The organism is Streptomyces malaysiensis subsp. malaysiensis, from assembly GCF_040653035.1.
Taxonomy (GTDB): Bacteria; Actinomycetota; Actinomycetes; order Streptomycetales; family Streptomycetaceae; genus Streptomyces; species Streptomyces malaysiensis.
In genome coordinates this window covers 79,787-98,157 of the sequence record NZ_JBEZNG010000010.1, presented here as the reverse complement: position 1 = coordinate 98,157, position 18,371 = coordinate 79,787, and the positions used below count along the sequence as shown (strand labels likewise).

General features: G+C 72.9%; 17 protein-coding genes. 7 read left to right on the top strand and 10 right to left on the bottom strand.

What is annotated here, in order from left to right; genetic code table 11:
* Positions 1-314: 314 nt before the first annotated feature.
* On the top strand, positions 315-1,121 hold the full coding sequence (locus AB0E24_RS21595; RefSeq protein ID WP_069862288.1) for a SigB/SigF/SigG family RNA polymerase sigma factor: 807 nt from the start codon (positions 315-317) through the stop codon (positions 1,119-1,121).
* 120 nt (positions 1,122-1,241) lie between these two features.
* On the opposite strand, the gene AB0E24_RS21590 is transcribed toward AB0E24_RS21595, so the two are convergent.
* Positions 1,242-1,628 carry a TraR/DksA family transcriptional regulator gene (locus AB0E24_RS21590; protein ID WP_069862290.1) on the bottom strand — a complete coding sequence of 129 codons (387 nt, stop codon included), beginning with the start codon at positions 1,626-1,628 and terminating at the stop codon, positions 1,242-1,244.
* Between the two features lie 90 nt (positions 1,629-1,718).
* Between AB0E24_RS21590 and AB0E24_RS21585 the strand changes: the two genes are divergently transcribed.
* Positions 1,719-2,831 carry a CapA family protein gene (locus AB0E24_RS21585; RefSeq protein ID WP_359379067.1) on the top strand — a complete coding sequence of 371 codons (1,113 nt, stop codon included), beginning with the start codon at positions 1,719-1,721 and terminating at the stop codon, positions 2,829-2,831.
* Positions 2,832-2,842: 11 nt separating this feature from the next.
* Here AB0E24_RS21585 and AB0E24_RS21580 read toward each other — a convergent pair whose 3' ends face one another.
* From AB0E24_RS21580 to AB0E24_RS21560, 5 genes are read right to left on the bottom strand one after another with little or no spacing between them, the layout of a single operon-like run.
* Positions 2,843-3,853, bottom strand: a complete 1,011-nt coding sequence (locus tag AB0E24_RS21580) for a lysylphosphatidylglycerol synthase transmembrane domain-containing protein (protein WP_359379064.1) — start codon at positions 3,851-3,853, stop codon at positions 2,843-2,845.
* 18 nt (positions 3,854-3,871) lie between these two features.
* Positions 3,872-5,089 (bottom strand): glycosyltransferase 87 family protein, encoded by a 1,218-nt coding sequence (locus AB0E24_RS21575; protein WP_102935379.1) that lies wholly within the window; start codon positions 5,087-5,089, stop codon positions 3,872-3,874.
* Positions 5,086-6,567 (bottom strand): polyprenol phosphomannose-dependent alpha 1,6 mannosyltransferase MptB, encoded by a 1,482-nt coding sequence (mptB, locus tag AB0E24_RS21570; RefSeq protein ID WP_232636475.1) that lies wholly within the window; start codon positions 6,565-6,567, stop codon positions 5,086-5,088. The genes AB0E24_RS21575 and mptB overlap by 4 nt, the downstream gene beginning before the upstream one ends.
* 21 nt (positions 6,568-6,588) lie before the next feature.
* Positions 6,589-7,830, bottom strand: a complete 1,242-nt coding sequence (locus AB0E24_RS21565) for an NAD(P)/FAD-dependent oxidoreductase (RefSeq protein WP_359379060.1) — start codon at positions 7,828-7,830, stop codon at positions 6,589-6,591.
* Complete coding sequence (locus AB0E24_RS21560) at positions 7,827-8,024, bottom strand: ferredoxin (RefSeq protein ID WP_069862298.1); 198 nt, start codon at positions 8,022-8,024, stop codon at positions 7,827-7,829. The genes AB0E24_RS21565 and AB0E24_RS21560 overlap by 4 nt, the downstream gene beginning before the upstream one ends.
* Before the next feature lie 351 nt (positions 8,025-8,375).
* Here AB0E24_RS21560 and AB0E24_RS21555 point away from each other — a divergent pair, with 351 nt between their 5' ends.
* Entirely contained in the window at positions 8,376-10,304 is a 1,929-nt protein-coding gene (locus AB0E24_RS21555; RefSeq protein ID WP_359379057.1) for an FUSC family protein, read from the top strand.
* Positions 10,305-10,548: 244 nt separating this feature from the next.
* Here AB0E24_RS21555 and AB0E24_RS21550 read toward each other — a convergent pair whose 3' ends face one another.
* The gene (locus tag AB0E24_RS21550) at positions 10,549-12,042 is read right to left on the bottom strand and encodes an AlkA N-terminal domain-containing protein (protein ID WP_359379054.1); all 1,494 of its coding nucleotides are present in this window, start codon (positions 12,040-12,042) and stop codon (positions 10,549-10,551) included.
* A 467-nt stretch (positions 12,043-12,509) separates the two neighbouring features.
* Between AB0E24_RS21550 and AB0E24_RS21545 the strand changes: the two genes are divergently transcribed.
* The 3 genes from AB0E24_RS21545 (at position 12,510) to AB0E24_RS21535 (ending at position 14,663) form a co-directional block, all read left to right on the top strand.
* On the top strand, positions 12,510-12,938 hold the full coding sequence (locus AB0E24_RS21545) for a VOC family protein (RefSeq protein ID WP_093706247.1): 429 nt from the start codon (positions 12,510-12,512) through the stop codon (positions 12,936-12,938).
* Positions 12,939-13,095: 157 nt separating this feature from the next.
* Positions 13,096-13,332 carry a hypothetical protein gene (locus tag AB0E24_RS21540; RefSeq protein WP_069862306.1) on the top strand — a complete coding sequence of 79 codons (237 nt, stop codon included), beginning with the start codon at positions 13,096-13,098 and terminating at the stop codon, positions 13,330-13,332.
* 209 nt (positions 13,333-13,541) lie between these two features.
* Entirely contained in the window at positions 13,542-14,663 is a 1,122-nt protein-coding gene (locus AB0E24_RS21535; protein WP_359379050.1) for a diaminopropionate ammonia-lyase, read from the top strand.
* A gap of 79 nt (positions 14,664-14,742) precedes the next feature.
* Here the strand turns inward: AB0E24_RS21535 and AB0E24_RS21530 are convergent, their stop codons facing one another.
* Together AB0E24_RS21530 and AB0E24_RS21525 are read right to left on the bottom strand one after the other, a co-directional pair.
* The gene (locus AB0E24_RS21530) at positions 14,743-15,483 is read right to left on the bottom strand and encodes a type 1 glutamine amidotransferase domain-containing protein (protein ID WP_359379048.1); all 741 of its coding nucleotides are present in this window, start codon (positions 15,481-15,483) and stop codon (positions 14,743-14,745) included.
* A gap of 153 nt (positions 15,484-15,636) precedes the next feature.
* On the bottom strand, positions 15,637-16,464 hold the full coding sequence (locus AB0E24_RS21525; RefSeq protein WP_359379045.1) for an endonuclease I family protein: 828 nt from the start codon (positions 16,462-16,464) through the stop codon (positions 15,637-15,639).
* Positions 16,465-16,691: 227 nt separating this feature from the next.
* On the opposite strand from AB0E24_RS21525, the gene AB0E24_RS21520 reads away from it, so the two are divergent.
* On the top strand, positions 16,692-17,384 hold the full coding sequence (locus AB0E24_RS21520; protein ID WP_069863097.1) for a ribonuclease H family protein: 693 nt from the start codon (positions 16,692-16,694) through the stop codon (positions 17,382-17,384).
* 81 nt (positions 17,385-17,465) lie between these two features.
* Here AB0E24_RS21520 and AB0E24_RS21515 read toward each other — a convergent pair whose 3' ends face one another.
* Positions 17,466-18,287, bottom strand: coding sequence for a maleylpyruvate isomerase family mycothiol-dependent enzyme (locus AB0E24_RS21515; protein WP_359379043.1), 822 nt, complete (start codon positions 18,285-18,287; stop codon positions 17,466-17,468).
* Positions 18,288-18,371: the final 84 nt, after the last annotated feature.

Here is an 18,371-nt window from a genome sequence, read left to right as displayed (position 1 = left end):
GACCGGTACGGACAACGGCGCATGGGCGAAACGGCGGGAAAGCCTCCGTAAATCTTGATCGCTCTTGGCACAGCCCTTCCCACCCGCTCATACGGGCATGTCACGGGGAGATGTGACACATGACGCACCGGATGGACCGGCATCCGTGGGGGCGAACTCCGTTTCGCCGGGCCGAGGACGGGCACGCGACCCATGTGCTTCGGACCGGAGGCACGCCACGGGAGCAGCCCGGCTGCGGAAGGCGTGTCCACGGTCGCCCGAGTTGTCCGGATTGCCTGAGCCCGTGGTGACGACGACAGCCAAGGGAGAAGCCCATGACGTCCGCACGAGCACACCCGCGAGCGCACCCCAAGCACGCGCATGACGACGCCCCCGACACCTCCGCCGAGTTCCGCCGGATCGCCGGTCTGCCGGACGGCCGGGAGAAGGAGAACCTGCGGCAGGATGTCGTCCGGGCCTGGATGCCGATGGCCGAGCGCATCGCCGCGCAGTTCCGCAACCGCGGTGAAAGCCCCGAGGATCTGCGGCAGGTGGCCATGGTCGGCCTGGTCAAGGCGGTCAAGCGCTATGAGCCGGACCGGGGTTCGGCCTTCGAGAGCTACGCCGTCCCGACCGTGGTCGGGGAGGTCAAGCGGCACTTCCGCGACCATATGTGGGGTCTGCACGTCCCCCGGCGGGTCCAGGAGTTGCGCAACCGGGTGCGCACCGCCGTCCAGGACCTCACCCGCTCACCCGACGACCGTTCGCCCAGCGTCAAGGACATCGCACACCACACCGGCATGACCGAGGAGGACGTCCTCGTCGGCATGGAGGCGATCGACAGCTTCCGTACGCTGTCGCTGGACGCCGCGCTGCGCGGCGCCGACGACGGCTACGCGCTGGTGGACACCCTCGGCTCCACCGAGCCCTCCTACGAGCGGGTCGTCCAGCGCGAATCCCTCAAGCCCTGTCTGCGCAGGCTCCCCGAGCGTGAGCGGGAGATCCTCTATCTGCGGTTCTTCTGTGACGAGACACAGAGCCGGATCGCCGACCGGCTCGGCATCTCCCAGATGCATGTCTCGCGCCTCATCAGCCGCACCTGCGCCCGTCTGGGCGAGGAGGTCGGCGCCCACGCGGCCTGAGGGGGCCGATCCGCCCGCCGCCCACACGCCCGCCGCCCACACGCCCGCCGCCCACACGCCCGCCGCCCACGCCCCCGCCGCCCGTGGCCCCGTGCCCGGACGCCGTGAGCGGGGCGGGCCTCATCCGCCCGGCCCCGCCTCCCGCTCCTCGGCGCACAGGACGCACAGTTCCGCATGGGGCAGGGCCAGCGCCCGCTCCCGGCCCTGAGGCCGGCCGCACTCGGCGCAGATCCCGAAGGATCCGGCGCGCAGCCGGTCGAGCGCCGCGACGGTCCGCTCCAGCAGGGCCGTGTCCATCTCCGTACGCGTGCGCAGCTCCCTCAGCGTCATGGCCTTCGCGCCCGCGTCCGCGGCGTCGAGGTCGCAGTCCGCGCGCAACGCCGACGCCGCCTCCTCCGCCCGGGCGAGCTGCGACCGCAGCCGGTCCGCCTGCTCCGACAGCCGGGCCCCGGCCTCCTCCAGATCCCGGGGCCGCAGCGGGCTCTGACTCGTCTCCGCTCGCCTCATCCGTCGCACCTCCCTGTCCGCGGGTCCACGGCCCCCGGGTCCCCACCGCGGGCCACGGTCACGCAGCGCGGGGTATGCGATCGTTGAGATATGCGCGGCACGGCGGTGACGCTGTTCCTCTGCGGCGATGTGATGCTCGCCCGCGGTGTCGACCAGATCCTGCCGCACCCCGGCGACCCCGAACTCCATGAGCCGTACATCCGCGACTCCCGGGCCTATGTCGAACTGGCCGAGGAGGCCAACGGCCCGATCCCGCGCCCGGTGGACTTCTCCTGGCCCTGGGGCGACGCCCTGGCGGTGCTGGACGAGGAGGCGCCCGATGTGCGGGTGCTCAACCTGGAGACGAGCGTGACCCGCAGCGGTGAGTTCGCCCCGGACAAGGACGTCCACTACCGGATGAGCCCGGACAACCTCCCCTGTCTGACCGCGGTCCGGCCCGACGTCTGCGTCCTGGCCAACAACCATGTGCTCGACGGCGGCCGGCAAGGGCTCGACGAGACCCTCGAAACCCTGGCCGCCGCCGGGCTCCGGGTGGCCGGAGCGGGCCGTGACGCGGCCGCCGCACGGCGCCCCGCCGTCGTCCCGGCCGGTGACCACCGCCGGGTCCTGGTCTTCTCGTTCGGCGCGGCCTCCAGCGGCATTCCGGGCCGGTGGGCCGCGACCGGCAATCGATCCGGGGTCGACTTCCTGCCCGATCTGTCGGACGCCCGCGCGGCCGCGATCACCGGCCGCGTACGCGGGCTCAAACGCCCCGGTGATATCGCCGTCGCCTCGGTCCACTGGGGCGGCAACTGGGGGTACGGTGTCTCACCCGACCAGATCCACTTCGCCCACGCCCTGATCGACGGCGGTGTCGACCTCGTCCACGGCCACTCCTCCCACCACCCCCGCCCCATCGAGGTGTACCGCGGCAAGCTGGTTCTCTACGGCTGCGGCGACATGGTGGACGACTACGAGGGCATCGGCGGCTACGAGCGCTACCGCGACGATCTGCGGCTGCTCCACTTCGCGGAGGTGGACCCGGACACCGGCCGGCTGGTGAGCCTGCGCATGGTGCCGCTGCGGGCACGGCGGATGCGGCTGGAGCGCACCGGCCACCAGGACGCCGCATGGCTGGGCGAGACCCTCGACCGGGTCGGGGCCTTCCTCGGCTCGCATATCGACGTCCGGCCGGACGACGTCCTCACCCTGCGCAGGCCCTGACCGCCACCCGGTCACACGATCTTCGAGCGCACCAGCCCGCCCAGCACCAGCGCCCCGGGGACCAGCGGCAGCCACACCGTGATGAAGCGGTACGCCAGCACCGTGGACGTGGCCGATTCGACCGGCGCCCCCGCCGCCACCAGCGCGATGACCAGCGCCGCGTCGACCGAGCCGATACCACCGGGGGCGGGCACGACGGCCGCCACCGCCGTGGCGGCCAGATACGCGAGCATCACATGCGCTGGCCGCACCTGGAGCTCCAGCGCCAGGGCCACCGCCACCAGCCCCGCCGCCTGAAGCAACGGAAACGCCAGCGAACCACCCCACAGCGCCAGCGCCCTGGACGGCCGCATGTGCAGCGAACGGGCGTCGGCCAGCGCGGTGCGCAGGAACGTCATCACCAGCCGGCGCACCGGGCGGATCAGCGCCACCCCGGCCACCACCGCCCCGGCCGCCGCCACCACCCCGGCCACCAGCATTCCGCTCACCGACTCCGGGAGCAGCGGGCCCAGCCGCAGCGCCTGGGGAAACGCCACGAGCAGCACCACCAGCAGCCCCACCCGGGTCGTGGCCTCCGCCAGGAAGTACAGGGCGAGCGCCGCCGAGGAGCGGGCGGGCGGCAGTCCGCAGCCCGTCATGAACCGGATGTTGACCGCGCTCGCGCCGATCCCCGACGGCAGCAGATGATTGGCCGCCCCCGCGGCGAACTGGGTCACGAACAGCCGCCTGGCCGGCAGCCGCTCCAGCACCGTGCCCTGCCGGGCGAACGACACCGCCACCCAGCCGAGCCCGGTCGTCGCCACCGCCGTCAGCAGCCAGTACGGATTGGCGGTGAACATCTGACGGGCACCGGAAGCGATGAGCGACCGGTGCTGGACCACCCAGACACCGACGACGAGCAGCGGCAGCAGACACAGGATCTGGCGCAGTGGCAGCCGCCGGAGCGGGGACGGGCGCCCCGCCCGCTCCATCGTGGGCTGGTCCACGGACTGCTCCGCGGGGCGCGGCATCGCTTCAGACATCGGTCCGGGCACTCCTGTTCATGGGATACGTGCCGGATGGGGCTCTTGGCTCAGCATCTCCGCGGAGCGCGCACCGCGCAGCGGGAGCGCGATCAGCAACCCGAGGCAGATCCACACATAGGCATTGCTGCCGAGGAAGCCGTCCACCCCGGTGGAGTCGAACCGCCACAGCCACACCACACTGCTGCACAGCAGCACGTACACCACCGCACCCACCCGGAGCAGCAGCTTGCGCCGGGCCGGTGGCGCGTCCGGCCGCAGCCCGCTGTCGACGAGCACCGCCAGCGCCGGAATCAGCCATACCAGATGGTGCACCCAGGTGATCGGACTGATCAGACAGGCGGCGATCCCGGTCAGTGCGAATCCGGCCCGCTCGTCGCCGACGGCCGCCGCGCAGCGCACCCGGTGTGCCCAGACGGCCAGCACGGCGAGCACCCCGAGCCCCCACACCACCCCGCTCGGCGGAACCGGGTCGACCAGCCGGGCCAGCACCCCTTCCCACGACTGGTTGGAGACATAACTGAGCACCCCGATGCGATCGGTGTCCCACAGCGCCTGCGTCCAGTAGACCCGTGAGGCCCCCGGCGCCACGGCCAGGGCGAGCAGAGTGGCGGCCGCGGCGGTGCCCGTGGCCGTCGCGGCGGCGCGCCACCGCCGGGTGATCAGCAGATAGCAGATGAAGATCGCCGGGGTGAGCTTGATGGCGGCGGCGAGCCCGATGCCGTAGCCGGCGAACCGGCCACGCCCGGTGGACAGCAGCCAGGCGTCGAAGAACACCAGCACCAGCAGCAGCAGATTGACCTGCCCGAAGCTGAAGGTGTCCCGTACCGGCTCCAGCAGGGCGAACAGACAGGACGCCACCACGAAGGCGAACCACTTGTTCCAGCCGTGCCGCTGGACGATCGGCCCGATCAGCCAGGTCAGCAGCGTGGCCGAGGCGGCCACGTTGAGGACCATGCTCAGGGTGATCGCGGCCGGCCAGCTGAACAGGGTCATCGGCAGCATGCACAGCGCGGCGAAGGGCGGATAGGTGAAGCCGTAGTCCGCCCCGTCCGCGCCGGGGATGGTGAAGTCGTAGATACGGCCGTCCCGCAGCCAGTGGCCCACGGCCTCGTAGTAGACGTTGAGGTCGAACCAGTGGCGGTGCAGCGGGACGAAGGCCAGGAAGAGCGCCACCGCCGAGGTGAGGCCGAGCGCCAGCGCCAGCCGGCCGCGTGATGTGGTGGGCCCGGTCATGCCGAACGCTCCGATCGCCGGCCGCCGGGGAACGCGGTGCCGGGGGCGAGCCCCGGTGCGTGCCGTGCGCACCACAGCGCGCACACCGCCAGCACACCCCCGCACACGGCGAATGTCAGCTGCCGCGAATCCGGGGCGAACCCATTGGGCAGTACGGCCAGCGTGAGCACCGCGCTCCCGGCCACCACCGCCTTGCGCACCGCTCCGCCCGGCCCGGCCGCCGCGATCACGAACAGCCCCCACAGCACGTACCAGGGCCGGATCGCCGGGCCCAGCACGGCCACCGCGATCAGGCTCAGCCCCAGCGCGTACACCGGTCGGGGGCGTGGCGGGCGCAGCCAGGCGGCCCCTATGGCCACCGCCGTGGCCAGCAGCCCCAGCCCGTGCCACGCGGGCGCGGCCAGCGGCGCCAGACCGCTGCCGACGGCCTCCAGCAGGGCGCCGGTGGCGCGGCCGAGGGTGCTGGTCAGCGCCCAGTTGTCGGGTGAGGCCGGGGTGGTGAGCGCGGAGATCCAGCCGTAGCCGGTGCCGGTGACGGCCGTCGCCACTCCGGTGGTGGCCAGGGCCAGCCCGGCGGTGGCCGCCACGGCGCCGACGCGGCGCCTGCGGCCCTCCACCCGGCGCGCCCACAGCGTGGCGACCGCCAGCAGCCCCAGCGCCGCCGGGGCCTTGACCAGGGCGGCGAGTGTGACCAGGACCGCGCCGCAGGCCGGCCATCGGCCCGTCGCGGCCACCAGTCCGGCCCCGAGCAGTCCGAGCATCACGGCATCATTGTGCGCCCCGCCGACCAGATGCAGCAGCAGGAGCGGGTTGAGCGCCCCCAGCCACAGGGCGGCGCTCGGGTCGGTGCCGCAGCGGCGGGCCAGTACGGGCAGCGCGAGCACCATCACCGCCACCCCGAGCAGCGCGATCAGCCGCAGCCCGATCACCCCGAGGGACAGTTCGGCGCGCGAGGCGTGGGCGACGGCGGATTCGAAGGCCAGCGAGACCGGGCCGTACGGCGTCGGGGTGTGCTGCCACACCGGCGCCACTTCGGCGGCCAGCGGGCCGCCGAGGCGTATGGGGCCGTGGGTGTAGACGTCGATGCGGGCGTGCACCATGGCGCCCTGGGCGAGATAGCTGTACACATCGCGGCTGAACAGCGGCGGTCCGGGCAGCAGGGGAGCCGCCCAGGTGGCGAGCGTGAGCAGCAGCGAGCGGGGGCTGGGCGGCCGCGGTCCGCGCACCTCGCGCCCCAGCAGCCACCACGCCGCGACCAGCAGCACCAGCCCGAAGTAGGTACTGATCAGCCCGAGCGCCGCTCTCCCGGAGTCAGGGGTGAGGGCGTCCCCCACCGGTAGCGCTCCGGCGCTCGCCCCGCCCGCCGCCAGGGCCACCGATCCGGCGAGCCCGAGAAGCCGGCAGTGACCTGGAGCGACGGTGACACGTTGGAGGAGTACACGACGGACCAGCACCCCGACAGCGTCGCGAGAGCGCATGGCCGGAAATTGACGTCGCGGTCACCGGAGACTGGCCGAGAGGTGTCGGCCGGGCCACACGGCCGGCGAGGCGGGCAGGACCGTTGTCCACGGTGCCCGGTCGACCACGAGTTGACGCAGTTTGCGCAGCTCGCACGGGCTGTTCCAGCCGAGCACCCCGACCACCCGGCCCCGGTGTCCATAGGCGACGACGAAGTGGCCGCCTTCGAGCTCGCCATGGAGCACCGCGAGTTCGGCGTCGGCGGGAAAGATGCCGTACGCCTGGATATGGGCGTCGTACTGATCGGTCCAGAAGTACGGCACGGGGGCGAACGGCCGGTTCTCGCCGAGCACATTGCGGGCGACGGCCTGGGCCTGCTCCGTGGCGTTCAGCCGGTGTTCCAGTCGCATCCGGCAGCCGAAGTGGTCGTTGTGCCACGAGGCGACATCACCGGCCGCGTAGACGCCGGGCGCGGCACGGCAGGTGGCATCGCATTCCACACCGTTGCCCAGGTCCAGTCCGGAACCGGCCAGCCAGCCGATCGCCGGGACGGCGCCGATGGCGACCACCACGACATCGGCGTCCAGCAGCGTGCCGTCGGTCAGCTCCAGACCGGTCACCCGGCCGCCGGACTCGAAGAAGCGCCGCACCCCGGTGCCACAGCGCATGGACACGCCGTTCGCCTTGTGCAGCCGTCCGACCAGGGCGGCTATCCGGTCGCCGAACTGCCGCCGCATCGGCACCGGCCGGGGGTCGATCATGGTGACGTCCAGCCGCATCCGGCGGGCCGCCGCCGCGGCCTCCGAGCCGAGGAACCCCGCGCCCACCACCGCCACCTTCACATCGGGCTTGCGGCGCAGATCGGCGCGCAGGGCGAGGGCGTCGTCCAGGGTGCGCAGCAGATGCACGCCGGCCAGATGGTGGGCGCCGGGCAGGCTGTTGGGGGTGACACCGGTGGCGATGACCAGGGCGTCGTAGGGGACGCCGACGCCGCCGTCCAGCACCACCCGGCGGGCGGCGGTGTCCAGCCCGGTGGCGGACTTGCCGAACAGCAGCCGCGCGTCGAGGTCGGACAGCTCCTCGTCGGTGCGCAGTTTGATCCGGTCCGGCTCCCAGGTGCCCGCCAGGATCTGCTTGGACAACGGCGGCCGGTTGTACGGGGTGTGAGGCTCGGAGCCGATGAGGGTGAGCCGTCCGTCGTATCCCAGGGTGCGCATCGTGACGGCCGCGGTGAGCCCCGCCACCGAGGCGCCCACGATCACGACGTTCCCCGGTGTGCTCACCGGTCGGCCAGTGCGATGGCCAGGGCGGGGCAGACGGCGGCCGCGTGACGGACGTCGTCGTGCAGCCGCGCCGGCGGGCGGTTGTCGAGGAGGACGGCGACACCGTCCTCGTCCCGCTGGTCGAACACGTCCTGGGCGGCGAGCACGCACTGCCCCGAGGCGACGCATTTGTCCTGATGCAAGGTCACCTGCATGGCGTTCTCCGGCACTGGGGGATCAACGGAAGGCGGTTATCCAGACGAATGTTCGGTAGCGGGCGGAAGGGAGGCTAGTTCTCCCGCGTACCCAGCACAACACGCTCCGCAAGAAGCTGGCCACGGAGCGAGACATATGAGCCTGGCATGTGCGCCCCGGACAGGCCGACCCAGCGGACCGCGGAGGCTGTCCAAACCGCCAGGTCACACCCGGGAACGCGGCCCGGGGACCAGCTCGGTACGAGGTGGTGCATCAGCGCCTCACATGGCGGAAATACGCAGGTTACGAAAGATCCGTATTGCGCACGTACGGTTCGAGGACGTCCACGATTTCCACCTCACGGAGGATCCTTGCGCAGGCTGCCCACACCGCCCGACTGGCTGACGCACCCCCTGCGCGGGGTGCGGGCGCTGCGGGGCCCGGTGCCCTGGGCGGCGGTGGTCCGCGGAGCCCTCGGCGTGGGGCCGGTGGTGGCCGTCGGCGTGGCGTCGGGACATATGTCGTTCGGGATGCTCGCCGGGCTGGGCGCGATGTTCGCCCATATCAACGACCGCCCCGCCACCCGCGCCACCCGGGCCGTGCGCATCGGCCTGCCCGCCCTCGCCGGGGCCGCGGGACTGTTGACCGGGGCCTGGCTGGGGACGCTGGGCCTGGGGATCTGGATCGCCCTCGCACTCGCCCCCGTCGGACTGGTCTCCGGCGCGATCAGCGCCATCGGCCCGGTCTGCTCCTCCGCCGGGGTGCAGCTGATGGTGCTCGCCGTCGTCGGAGCGGGCATGCCCCTTCCGGTGTCCCCGCCGGGCAGGGCGGGTCTGCTGCTCATCGGCGCCGCATGGGTGATCGCGATGGCCGCACTGCTGCCCCGCGTCATCCCCGCACGCCAGAGCGCGCCCTCCGGTGAACGGGAGGCGGTGGCCGCCGTGTACGACGCGCTGGCCGGTCTGATGACGGCGGTCGGCTCCGACGGTGGCCAGGCCGCCCGGCGCCGGCTGACCGCCGCCTACGACGCCGCGTACGAAGCCCTCTACGCCCACCGGCTTCCGCTGCACCGCCTCGACGGGGAGGAGCGGCGGCTGCGCGACCGGCTGGCGGTGGCCGGAGCGCTCAGCGAGGGCGTGCTGACCCTCCTGTGGGAGAACGAACCCGTACCCGACCGCATCGCGCGCACCCCCGCCCAACTCGCCCGCTCGGTACGGACCGGACTGCCACCGGGCCGGCTGCCCGCCCCCGTACCCGACACCGCGGGCAATGTGGCCATGCACCGGGCCGTGCTGCTAGCCGCCCGGGTCTTCGACGGCGAACCGGCGCCCCCCGTCGGCGCGGTCGTCCCCGGCCACCGGCAGCGGCTGCGCCGCGCGCTCGGTCCGGCGGGCCGGGAGTACGCCGCCCGGGTGGCCCTGTGTGTGGGCGTCAGCACCGCCCTGGCCCAGCGACTGCCCGGCGCGCACTGGTACTGGCTCCCCGCCACGGCCGCCTTCCTGGTCAAGCCCGACATGGGCCCGCTGGTCTCCCGGGCCCTCTCCCGCGCCCTCGGCACCGCCGTGGGCGTGGCCGTCTTCGGCGCACTCGCCACGCTGCTCGCCCCCGCCGGGGTTGCCCCCGGCGTCTGGCCGGTCGTCGTCGCGGCGGTCTGCTCCGCGCTGATCCCCGTCTCCGTACGCCACTTCGCCTTGCAGACCGCCGTGCTCACACCGCTGCTGCTCGCCCTGGTCCACCTCGGCGGCGACACCGACCCCGGGTTCACCCGGCTCACCGACACCCTGCTGGCCTGCGGTGTGGTGCTGGCCGCCGGGGCGCTGCCCGGACTCGGCGGCCCGCGTGCCCAGGTGTCGGTGCGGCTGTCGCTCGCCGTCCGCGCCACCCGCGACCACCTCGACCGGGTGCTGACCGCCGAAGCGCCCTACGCCACCCGGCTGCGGCTGCGCCGCGAGGCGTACCGCGCGCTCGCCGACGCCCGCCGCGCGGTGGAGGTGGCGAGCGCCGAACATCCGCCGTTCGGCCGGGACCTGGCGGCGTGGGCCCCGGTGGTCTTCGCCCTCGAGGAGATCGTGGACGCGGCCACGGCCTGCGGTGTACGGCTCGACCAGGGCGCCCCACAGCCCGAGCCCGTCCTCGCCGCCCGGCTGCGGGCCGCGCTGTCCGACCTGGCCGACGCCGTCGCCGCCCGCCGCCCGCCGACGGACCTCGTCCTGCCCGCCGGGGCGGCGGTGGGAGACTGCGCGACCCTCGCCGATGTCACCGCAGGGCTGCACAGGGTCCGCGACCTGGCGCCCGGCTGACCCCGCTCAGCGGCCCGGCGAGGAGCCGGCGGGCGCGCTGCCGCCCGGGGGCTTAGGGGTCCTTGCACTATGAGCGCCCGATGAGGTCGCGTGGTCTGGTGCGGGGGGCACCTCCCAGCGGTAGCTGGGGGAGCATCGCAAGGCGCCGGGGAGCCCTCGTAGCGGAGCTACCAGGGCTTTTCGGCAACGCGGCGAGGTGCGGTGCCAGGCCGCGCGACCCGGGCGGGCATAGTGCAAGGACCCCTTACGCGGGCCGGGGCCGCGGGGCGTTCCAGAGGTGGTGCATGGCGTACGAACGCCAGGGCCGCCAGCCCTCGGAGTCCTCCAGATACGCCCCCGCGCCGCGGGCCCCGGCCCGTACGGCGACATCCGACTCCAGCAGCACATCGGGGTCGCTCAGCGCCCGCATCCGGATGTAACCGGCCGTCCAGGGGCCGATACCACGCAGCCCCAGGAGCTCCTTCTCGGCCCGGTCGCGGTCGGCGCCCGCGTCCAGCCGCACCGTGCCGTTTGCGAGCGCGGCGGCGAGCGCGCGCAGCGTGCCGCGCCGGCTCTCCGGCATGCCGAGCTCCTCGAACGGCGCCCCCGCCAGGTCCTCCGCGCCCGGGAAGAGATGGGTGAGCCCGCCGTCGGGCCGCTCCAGGGGCTTCCCGTACGCGGCGACCAGCGCATCGCCCAGTACGCGTCCGGCGGCCACCGAGACCTGCTGGCCGAGCACCGCGCGGACGGCGAGTTCATGGGGGTCGGCGGTGCCCGGGGAACGCAGCCCCGGCCGCGCGTCCACCAGGGGCGCGAGCGCGGCGTCGGCGCCGAGGCGCTCGGCGACCGCGTACGGATCGGCGTCCAGGTCGAACAGGCGCCGGATCCGCTGGATGGCGGTGGTCAGATCGCGTAGCTCGGTCAGGCGCAGCCGGCACTCCAGCCAGCCGTCGCCGGGCCGTTCGTCGATCTCGACGATGGCGCAGGCGTGCGGCAGCCGCAGGGTGCGGCGGTAGGTCCGGGCGCCCGCGGTGCCCACCGTCTCCTCCACACCGGCGAGGGCACGCCGGGCGAGATAGTCGAAGACCTGTGTGGTGTCGTACGGACCGCGGTATGCGAGCCGCAGCGGCACCCCGGCCGTCCCGTCATTGGTCCCCAGCACCCCGCCGGCCGTCCCCGCGGACCCGGGCCGGGAGGACTTCTCCGGGCGGGCGGCGCGCAGTTCGGTGGGGGTGGCGGCGTAGATCTCGCGCAGGGTGTCATTGAACTGCCGGACGCTGGAGAACCCGGCCGCGAACGCGATTTCCGAGGCCCGCAGGGCGGTGGTCTGTAGCAGGATCCGCGCGGTGTGGGCGCGCTGGGCGCGGGCGAGCGCCACCGGCCCGGCGCCGAGTTCGGCGGTCAGCTGGCGCTGCACCTGCCGGGCGCTGTAGCCGAGCCGCGCCGCGAGCCCGGACACCCCCTCCCGGTCCACCACGCCGTCCCCGATCATCCGCATGGCGCGGCCGACGGCGTCCGCCCGCGCGTTCCAGTCGGCGGAGCCGGGCACGGCGTCCGGCCGGCAGCGGCGACAGGCCCGGAACCCCGCGCCCTGCGCGGCGGCCGAGGTCGGGAAGAACCGGACGTTCTTGCGCCGTGGCGTGGTCGCGGGGCAGCTCGGCCGGCAGTAGATCCCGGTCGTGGCGACGGCGAAGAAGAACTCTCCGTCGAAACGCGCGTCGCGGCTGCACACCGCCTCGTACCTGCTGTCGTCGCTCATCACACCTCCACTGTGCGCCAGGGGAGGGGCGGTGTGCTGGCGGAAATCGGACATGGCGCTCATAGCGGTGTGGAGTGGGGGAGAGGCGTGCGCGGGCCGCTCCGGTGCGGTCTCGCCGGTCATGAGCGCGTCGGTACCATCCGCCGACGTCCGCCGATCTGCCGGGCGGACCACGCTAGTTGAGCGGCGCCGTGGCCGTCCGACGCGGCTCTTCGGCGGTCGTGGGCATGCGGTCGTGGGCATGGCCCGAGCCACTGCCGACCGCCCCTGGGGCCGGGCGTGGGGCGCTGCTAGAGTCGGTGAGGTGACTGCCGGGTCGGCCATGGGCCACACACGAGTGAGGCGCCCGGCCTCGGCGTGAGCCCGAGGCGGGCCAGAGACCCGCCCCTTCCTCCGTGTCCTTCCTCCTGGCGCCCCTGCGTGGCGCCTGTTCCAGCGGATTCCACGATGCGGAGACACCACCACAGATGTCACGACAAACGCGGCCCGAGCACGGCTCCGAGACCTCGACCACCGTCGTCCAGCTGAATCACACCGCCGTCTACGCCCCCGACCGCCAACTGTCCGCAGAGTTCATCGCCGTGATCCTGGGGGTGGAGGTCGGAGCCCCGTTCGGCCCGTTCCTGCCCGTCGACCTTGGCAACGGCGTGACGCTCGACTACTACGAGAAGCGCGACGAGCCCATACAGCCGCAGCACTACGCGTTCCTGGTGCCCGAGGAGCGGTTCGACGCGATGATCGCCCGCCTGGAGGCGGTCGGCGTCACCTACTACGCCGACCCGGGCCACACCGACCCCGGCCGTATCAACCGTCTCTTCGGCGGCCGTGGCGCCTACTTCGACGATCCCGGCGGCCACAACATGGAGATCATCACCCGGCCCTATATCCGCCCCTAGACACCGGGGCACCGGCCACCGGGGGGTGCCCGAAAGGGCGCCCCACCGGGCTGTACACCCCCGCGGCCGCCGCGTCGGGCGGGTTCAACCCCTGGCCCGACCATGATCCGATGCCCCCTAGACTGTCTCGCAATCCACACGTTGATCGGAGCACGACATGCGTCGCCTTGCCCTTGCCCTCCTGGCATGTTCAGCCCTCGCACTCGCCGGGTGCGCGCAAGACTTCGACCGGGGCCCTGATGGGACAGTCAGCGACAAGGTCAAGGACGGGAAGAAGTTCTACCTGGTCGTCGATCCGGCCAAGGGCGGCGCGGAGAAGAAGTTCCGGGTCAGCAAGTACGACTACCACGACTGCAACCGGGGCTCGAAGTACCCCAAGTGCGTCGACGACTGAGGACGGTTGAGCCCGAGGACACGCATCGTCGGCCCCGACCGTTCGCCGTCGGGGCCGACGTCGTCAGGCTCGTACGGTGGCTCACACGTCGGCTCGTACCTCGGCCGAAGCGGCCACGTCCGTGGCCGCTTGCCGCGGAGCGTGGCGGCAGGCGGTGGATGAGAAACATTCGCTGGACCGATGGGAGACGTGGGCCGCACGCTGGCCGTGTGCCAGAGAACGTTTCCTCCACCGCCCCGCCCCCGTGGTTCGCACGGCCCGCCGCCCGGTCCTGGACCTGCGCCCCCGCCCCCACCGAGGTACGGGAATTCCACGCCTCCCTGTCCGGCCACGACCCCACCCCGCTGACCGAACTCCCGCCGCTGGCAGCAGAGTTGGCGGTCGGGAGAGTCTTCGTCAAGGACGAGTCGTGCCGTCTTGGCCTGCCTGCCTTCAAGGCCCTGGGCGCGTCCTGGGCCGTGCACCGAGCCCTCGCCGCACGGGCGGCGGACGGCGACCTCGCCACGCCGGTCACCCTGGTGAGCGCCACCGACGGCAACCACGGCCGGGCCGTGGCCCGGACGGCACGTCTGCTCGGCCACCGTGCCCGGGTCTTCGTCCCACGGGGTGTCCATCCGGAGGCGGTGGCGGCCATCGCGGCCGAGGGAGCGGACGTCTCCCAGGTCATGGGCGCGTACGACGAGGCGGTGCGCCGGGCGGCCGAGGCGGCCGCCACACCGGACGCGCTCCTGGTCCAGGACACCGCCTGGCCCGGCTATGAGCGGATTCCGGGCTGGATCGTCGAGGGCTACTCCACCCTCTGCGCCGAAATCGACGAGCAACTCGCGGCCGCCGGGGCCGGGACACCCGACCTCATCACCATCCCGGTGGGCGTGGGCTCGCTGGCCCACGCCGTCGTCACCCACTACCGCAGCCGCCCGGCCGGGCCGCCCGCCGCGCTGCTGTCCGTGGAACCCACGGCCGCCCCCTGCCTCATCGAGAGCCTCCTGCGTGGCGCACCGGTCAGCGTCACCACCGGCGAGACCATCATGGCCGGACTGAACTGCGGCACACCCTCCAGCATCGCCTGGCCCCATCTGCGCGACGGCCTGGACGCGGCCATCGCCATCCCGGACGCCGCGAGCGCCCGCGCGGCCGGTGACCTCGCCTGTCTCGGCGTCTCCAGCGGCCCGTGCGGCGCCGCCCCGCTCGCCGGGCTGCGCGCCGCGCTCACCGGCGACGGCGCCGATGAGCGCCGTGCCGCGCTGGGCCTCGGCCCCGCCTCAACCGTGGTGCTGCTGAGCACGGAGGGCAGTGCCGCCAACCCCGCGACCACCACCGCGGACAGCTGACCCCATCCGGCCGGGTCATGGCCTGGATGGAGCAGGCCGGTCTGACCGATCGTTCCGACCGGCCTGATGGGCAGGCCGGTCAGGTGAGCAGCGCGGCGAAGCGCCGCGCGAAGAGATAGGCGTCGCCGGGCCAGCGGGCGGACAGATATCTGCCGTCCTGCACGACGAAGGCGGGTGTGTCGTCGGTGGCCGTGCCACGGCGCCGCAGCTCGACGGGGCCGCGTTCGAACTGGGCGGGGTCGTCCAGGGCGGCGACGACCTCGTCCTGTACATAGGCCGGATAGGTGCGGTAATAGCGGCCGTGGCGCCAGGCCGTGAGGTAGTAGGCGGACCGCTCCATGTACGCGGGCAGACAGGTGGTGCGCCGGTCGGCGAGCATGCTGCGGCCGGTGGCCGGGTCGTGGGTGCGGGCCAGGGGGAGGACGCCGTGGCAGATGGCGCCGACCGGGCGGTCCAGCCGCCAGAATTCCGCGATCCTCTCGCGCAGCAGCTCGGAGCCGAGGTACTGGCGCATCCCCGGGGCGTGGCCACCGGGCAGGATCAGCCCGTCGTACGTATCGGGCCGGAGGTCCGCCCAGGCGACGGGGTGGCGGAAGGCGCTGTCCTCGGTGAGCTGCTGGTAGAACTCCTTGGGTTCGGGCTCGGCGCCGAGTTGCCCGAAGAGCACACCGGTGATCAGCAGCGGATCGGCGGCCGGTGGTCCATCGCCGTGTTCGGTGGCGAACACCACCTCGTGGCCGAGGTCGGTCAGTAACTTCCAGGGCACGGCCACTTCGGTGACATCGAAGTCCCGGTCGGGCAGGGGCACAAGAATAGGCACGGGCACTGCCTACCACAGCTGCCACGGCCGCCCGGAGCCAGGTGGCATGGCCGCCCGCGGCCGGGTGGCATGGCGGCCACCGGAACCGGCGCCCCCGCCCCGGCACATGCGTGGCCGTCGTGTGCCGGGGCGGGGACGTGGCGGGTCCGCGGACTACTTCCAGATGGAGTCGACCCATTCGGGGTGGTCGATGAACGGGTTCCTGTTGTGCTGGAAGCTGTTGTAGATGACGTCGTTGCGGTTCTTCTCGAAGGCGTCCGGCGGATCCTCGTCGCTCCACTGCTTCAGCACGGACAGACGGCCGATATGGGGCGCGGAGCCGTTGTCGACTTCGTCGTTGGGTTCGAGGTCGGCGAAGCCGTCGTCTCCGTCGTAGCGGACGGCCATGTACAGGATCATCCGGGCCACATCGCCCTTGACCTGGTCACGGGGTTCGAAGGAGTCGTCGTCGGTGCGGTTGCCGGCGGCGTCGGGCACTTCCTGGCCGCCGTTGTCGAAGTCCTTGTTGCCGCGGACGCTGTTCACCGTGACATTGGCGGGGCGCAGATGGTGCAGGTCGGTGCCGGGGCCGCTGGCCGTGCCGAAGTCGCCGTGCGACTTCGCCCAGACGTGCTCGCGGTTCCATTGGTCGGGGTCGCCGCCGTTGGCGTCCTTGGACTGGGAGCGGCCGGTGTAGAGGAGGATGACGTTCGACGGGTTGTCCGGGTCCTCGTCCGTGGACTTCAGCGCGTCCCAGACCTCGTCGTAGGACAGCTTGGTCTGCTCACTGATGATCGTGTGCAGCGCCGACTTCAGCTCCGGGCCGCTCTTGCCCGTCGCGTCCTGGTAGTAGTCGTCGGGCGCCTGCACGGCCGTGGGCCGGGTGGTGTCCGCGGTGGCCGGTGTGTTGGCGGCGGCGACCGAAGGGGCGGCCACACCGGCCGCGGCCACTATGGCCAGCAGGGGAAGGCGCCGGAACCGGCGCTTGTGATGAGTGGACATGATGTGGGGGGGTGTCCTCTCCTAGACGAGTACCCGGACCGCCAACCGGCGCCGCGAGTACGGATGTTCATGACACAAGCTCTGGGAGATTCCCATGTGCGACGCCCGAACATGTGTACGCGGTGTGCCCTTTCCGTGCGGATTCAATGAACATGCCATGGCTGGGGGAAGCCCCGGTCGACCAGGTCGCCGCCGTGCCGGACGAGGAGTACTGGCAGTATCGGCGTATGGCTGAACAGATCATCGCCGCGTGTGACGGGGCATCGAAGGGGAACCCCGGGCCCGCGGCCTGGGCATGGGTCATCGCAAGCACCGATGGTGCGGTGGAGCGCTGGGAGGCCGGGCCACTGGGCACCGCGACCAACAACGTGGCCGAACTGACCGCGCTGCGCGAGCTGTTGGAGTCCACCGACGCGGCCATGCCGTTGCAGGTGCGCATGGACTCCCAGTACGCGATGAAGGCGGTCACCACCTGGCTGCCCGGGTGGCGGAGGAAGGGGTGGAAGACCGCCTCGGGATCGCCGGTGGCCAACCGCGAGCTGGTGATGCGAATCGACGAGCTTCTGGACGGCCGCGCGGTGGAGTTCGTCTACGTTCCGGCACACCAGATCGACGGCGATCCGTTCAACGCGGCCGCCGACGGGGCAGCCAGCCACACGGCCCGTACCCAGCAGCCCGCGGGCACCTCGCTCGGCTCCGCGCTGCCACCGCCCGAGGCCCAGCCGGCGACGCGCTCAGCGGGCCGCGGTGGTACGGCGCGCCCGCGCACCACGGCCGCACAGCGGGGGAGCGGCACCCGCGCCAAGGGATCCATCAAGGCGAAGTTCCCCGGGCGGTGCCGCTGCGGCACGTCCTACGCCAAGGGCGACACGATCAGCAAGAACCCGGACGGATGGGGCCATCCGGCCTGCGCCACCTGAGCGGCGGGGCAGCCCCGTGGCATCCCGCCCGGCGGTCCGGTCCCGGTCCGGTTTGATCCGGACCGCCCGGAGCGGGGCCGGTCAGGGCGGGCTGAAGAGCGTGGGGAAGCGCGGGGCCAGCCATGGCTTGCGGCCCCAGGCGAGGACGCCGCCCCTGGCGGCCGCGCCCCACGGGCCGAGACGGCCCAGCGCCATCAGCAGAAAGGCGACGGGCTCGGTGAGGATGGTGCAGTCCGGGCGGCTCGGCGGATGCCGTGTGACGGTCAACGCACCGTCGGTGAAGGTGGCGCCGAATCCGGCGCCACCCCTGAGACGGATGGTGTAGCGGGCGGTGAGCCCGGCGGTGGCCGCGGTGTCCACCACCCGTGGCATGGCCGTGATCAGGAAGGGCAGGGTCAGCTCGACCCGGGCCCGGTCGAGCATATGCGGGCGGTCCAGCGCACGGGCGAGGTCATAGCCGTGGCCGAGCATATGGGTCAGCAGATACGAGCCCAGTACGTCCAGGCTCATCGGGCCCATCGGCGTGACCGGTTCACCGTGTGACACGGGCCGGGCCGTCGACCGGAGGAAGGCGTCGGCCTGCTCCACGATCATGGCGGCCAGCGGTTCGGCCCGGCGCTCGGCGAACGCGGCGAGCGCGAGCTGGTTCGCCTCGGCCAGCCCCCGCGGCGTACCGTCCCCGTGGCGGCGTGCCTTCCCGTCCGCGAGCTGCGCCATCAGCTCATTCGCCTGCGCCAGATGCGCCGCCGCCTCCCCGACGGTCCACAGCGAACCGGGCACCGCGGCGCCGGTGTCGGGCGCGCCGCGCAGCGTTGTGGCGATGTCGGCCGCGGTGCCGCGTATCGCCTCGTCCAGGCCCATGGGCCATGTGCCGCCGTCGCCCTGCCCGCTCACGGATTCCACCCGCTCTCCCTACGCCGAGCCGGGGAGTCGCCCCGGGGTACGTACAGTGTCACGGCCCCGTGGCCACCGGGAGCGGAGCGCGGG

Bases quoted from the DNA above. Each gene is read 5' to 3' on its own strand.
- AB0E24_RS21520 (WP_069863097.1), top strand. From the start codon at position 16,692: ATGGCTGAACAGATCATCGCCGCGTGTGACGGGGCATCGAAGGGGAAC.
- mptB (WP_232636475.1), bottom strand. From the start codon at position 6,567: ATGCGCTCTCGCGACGCTGTCGGGGTGCTGGTCCGTCGTGTACTCCTC.
- AB0E24_RS21595 (WP_069862288.1), top strand. From the start codon at position 315: ATGACGTCCGCACGAGCACACCCGCGAGCGCACCCCAAGCACGCGCAT.
- AB0E24_RS21545 (WP_093706247.1), top strand. From the start codon at position 12,510: ATGTCACGACAAACGCGGCCCGAGCACGGCTCCGAGACCTCGACCACC.
- AB0E24_RS21540 (WP_069862306.1), top strand. From the start codon at position 13,096: ATGCGTCGCCTTGCCCTTGCCCTCCTGGCATGTTCAGCCCTCGCACTC.
- AB0E24_RS21550 (WP_359379054.1), bottom strand. From the start codon at position 12,042: ATGAGCGACGACAGCAGGTACGAGGCGGTGTGCAGCCGCGACGCGCGT.
- AB0E24_RS21525 (WP_359379045.1), bottom strand. From the start codon at position 16,464: ATGTCCACTCATCACAAGCGCCGGTTCCGGCGCCTTCCCCTGCTGGCC.
- AB0E24_RS21590 (WP_069862290.1), bottom strand. From the start codon at position 1,628: ATGAGGCGAGCGGAGACGAGTCAGAGCCCGCTGCGGCCCCGGGATCTG.
- AB0E24_RS21560 (WP_069862298.1), bottom strand. From the start codon at position 8,024: ATGCAGGTGACCTTGCATCAGGACAAATGCGTCGCCTCGGGGCAGTGC.
- AB0E24_RS21585 (WP_359379067.1), top strand. From the start codon at position 1,719: ATGCGCGGCACGGCGGTGACGCTGTTCCTCTGCGGCGATGTGATGCTC.
- AB0E24_RS21575 (WP_102935379.1), bottom strand. From the start codon at position 5,089: ATGACCGGGCCCACCACATCACGCGGCCGGCTGGCGCTGGCGCTCGGC.
- AB0E24_RS21580 (WP_359379064.1), bottom strand. From the start codon at position 3,853: ATGTCTGAAGCGATGCCGCGCCCCGCGGAGCAGTCCGTGGACCAGCCC.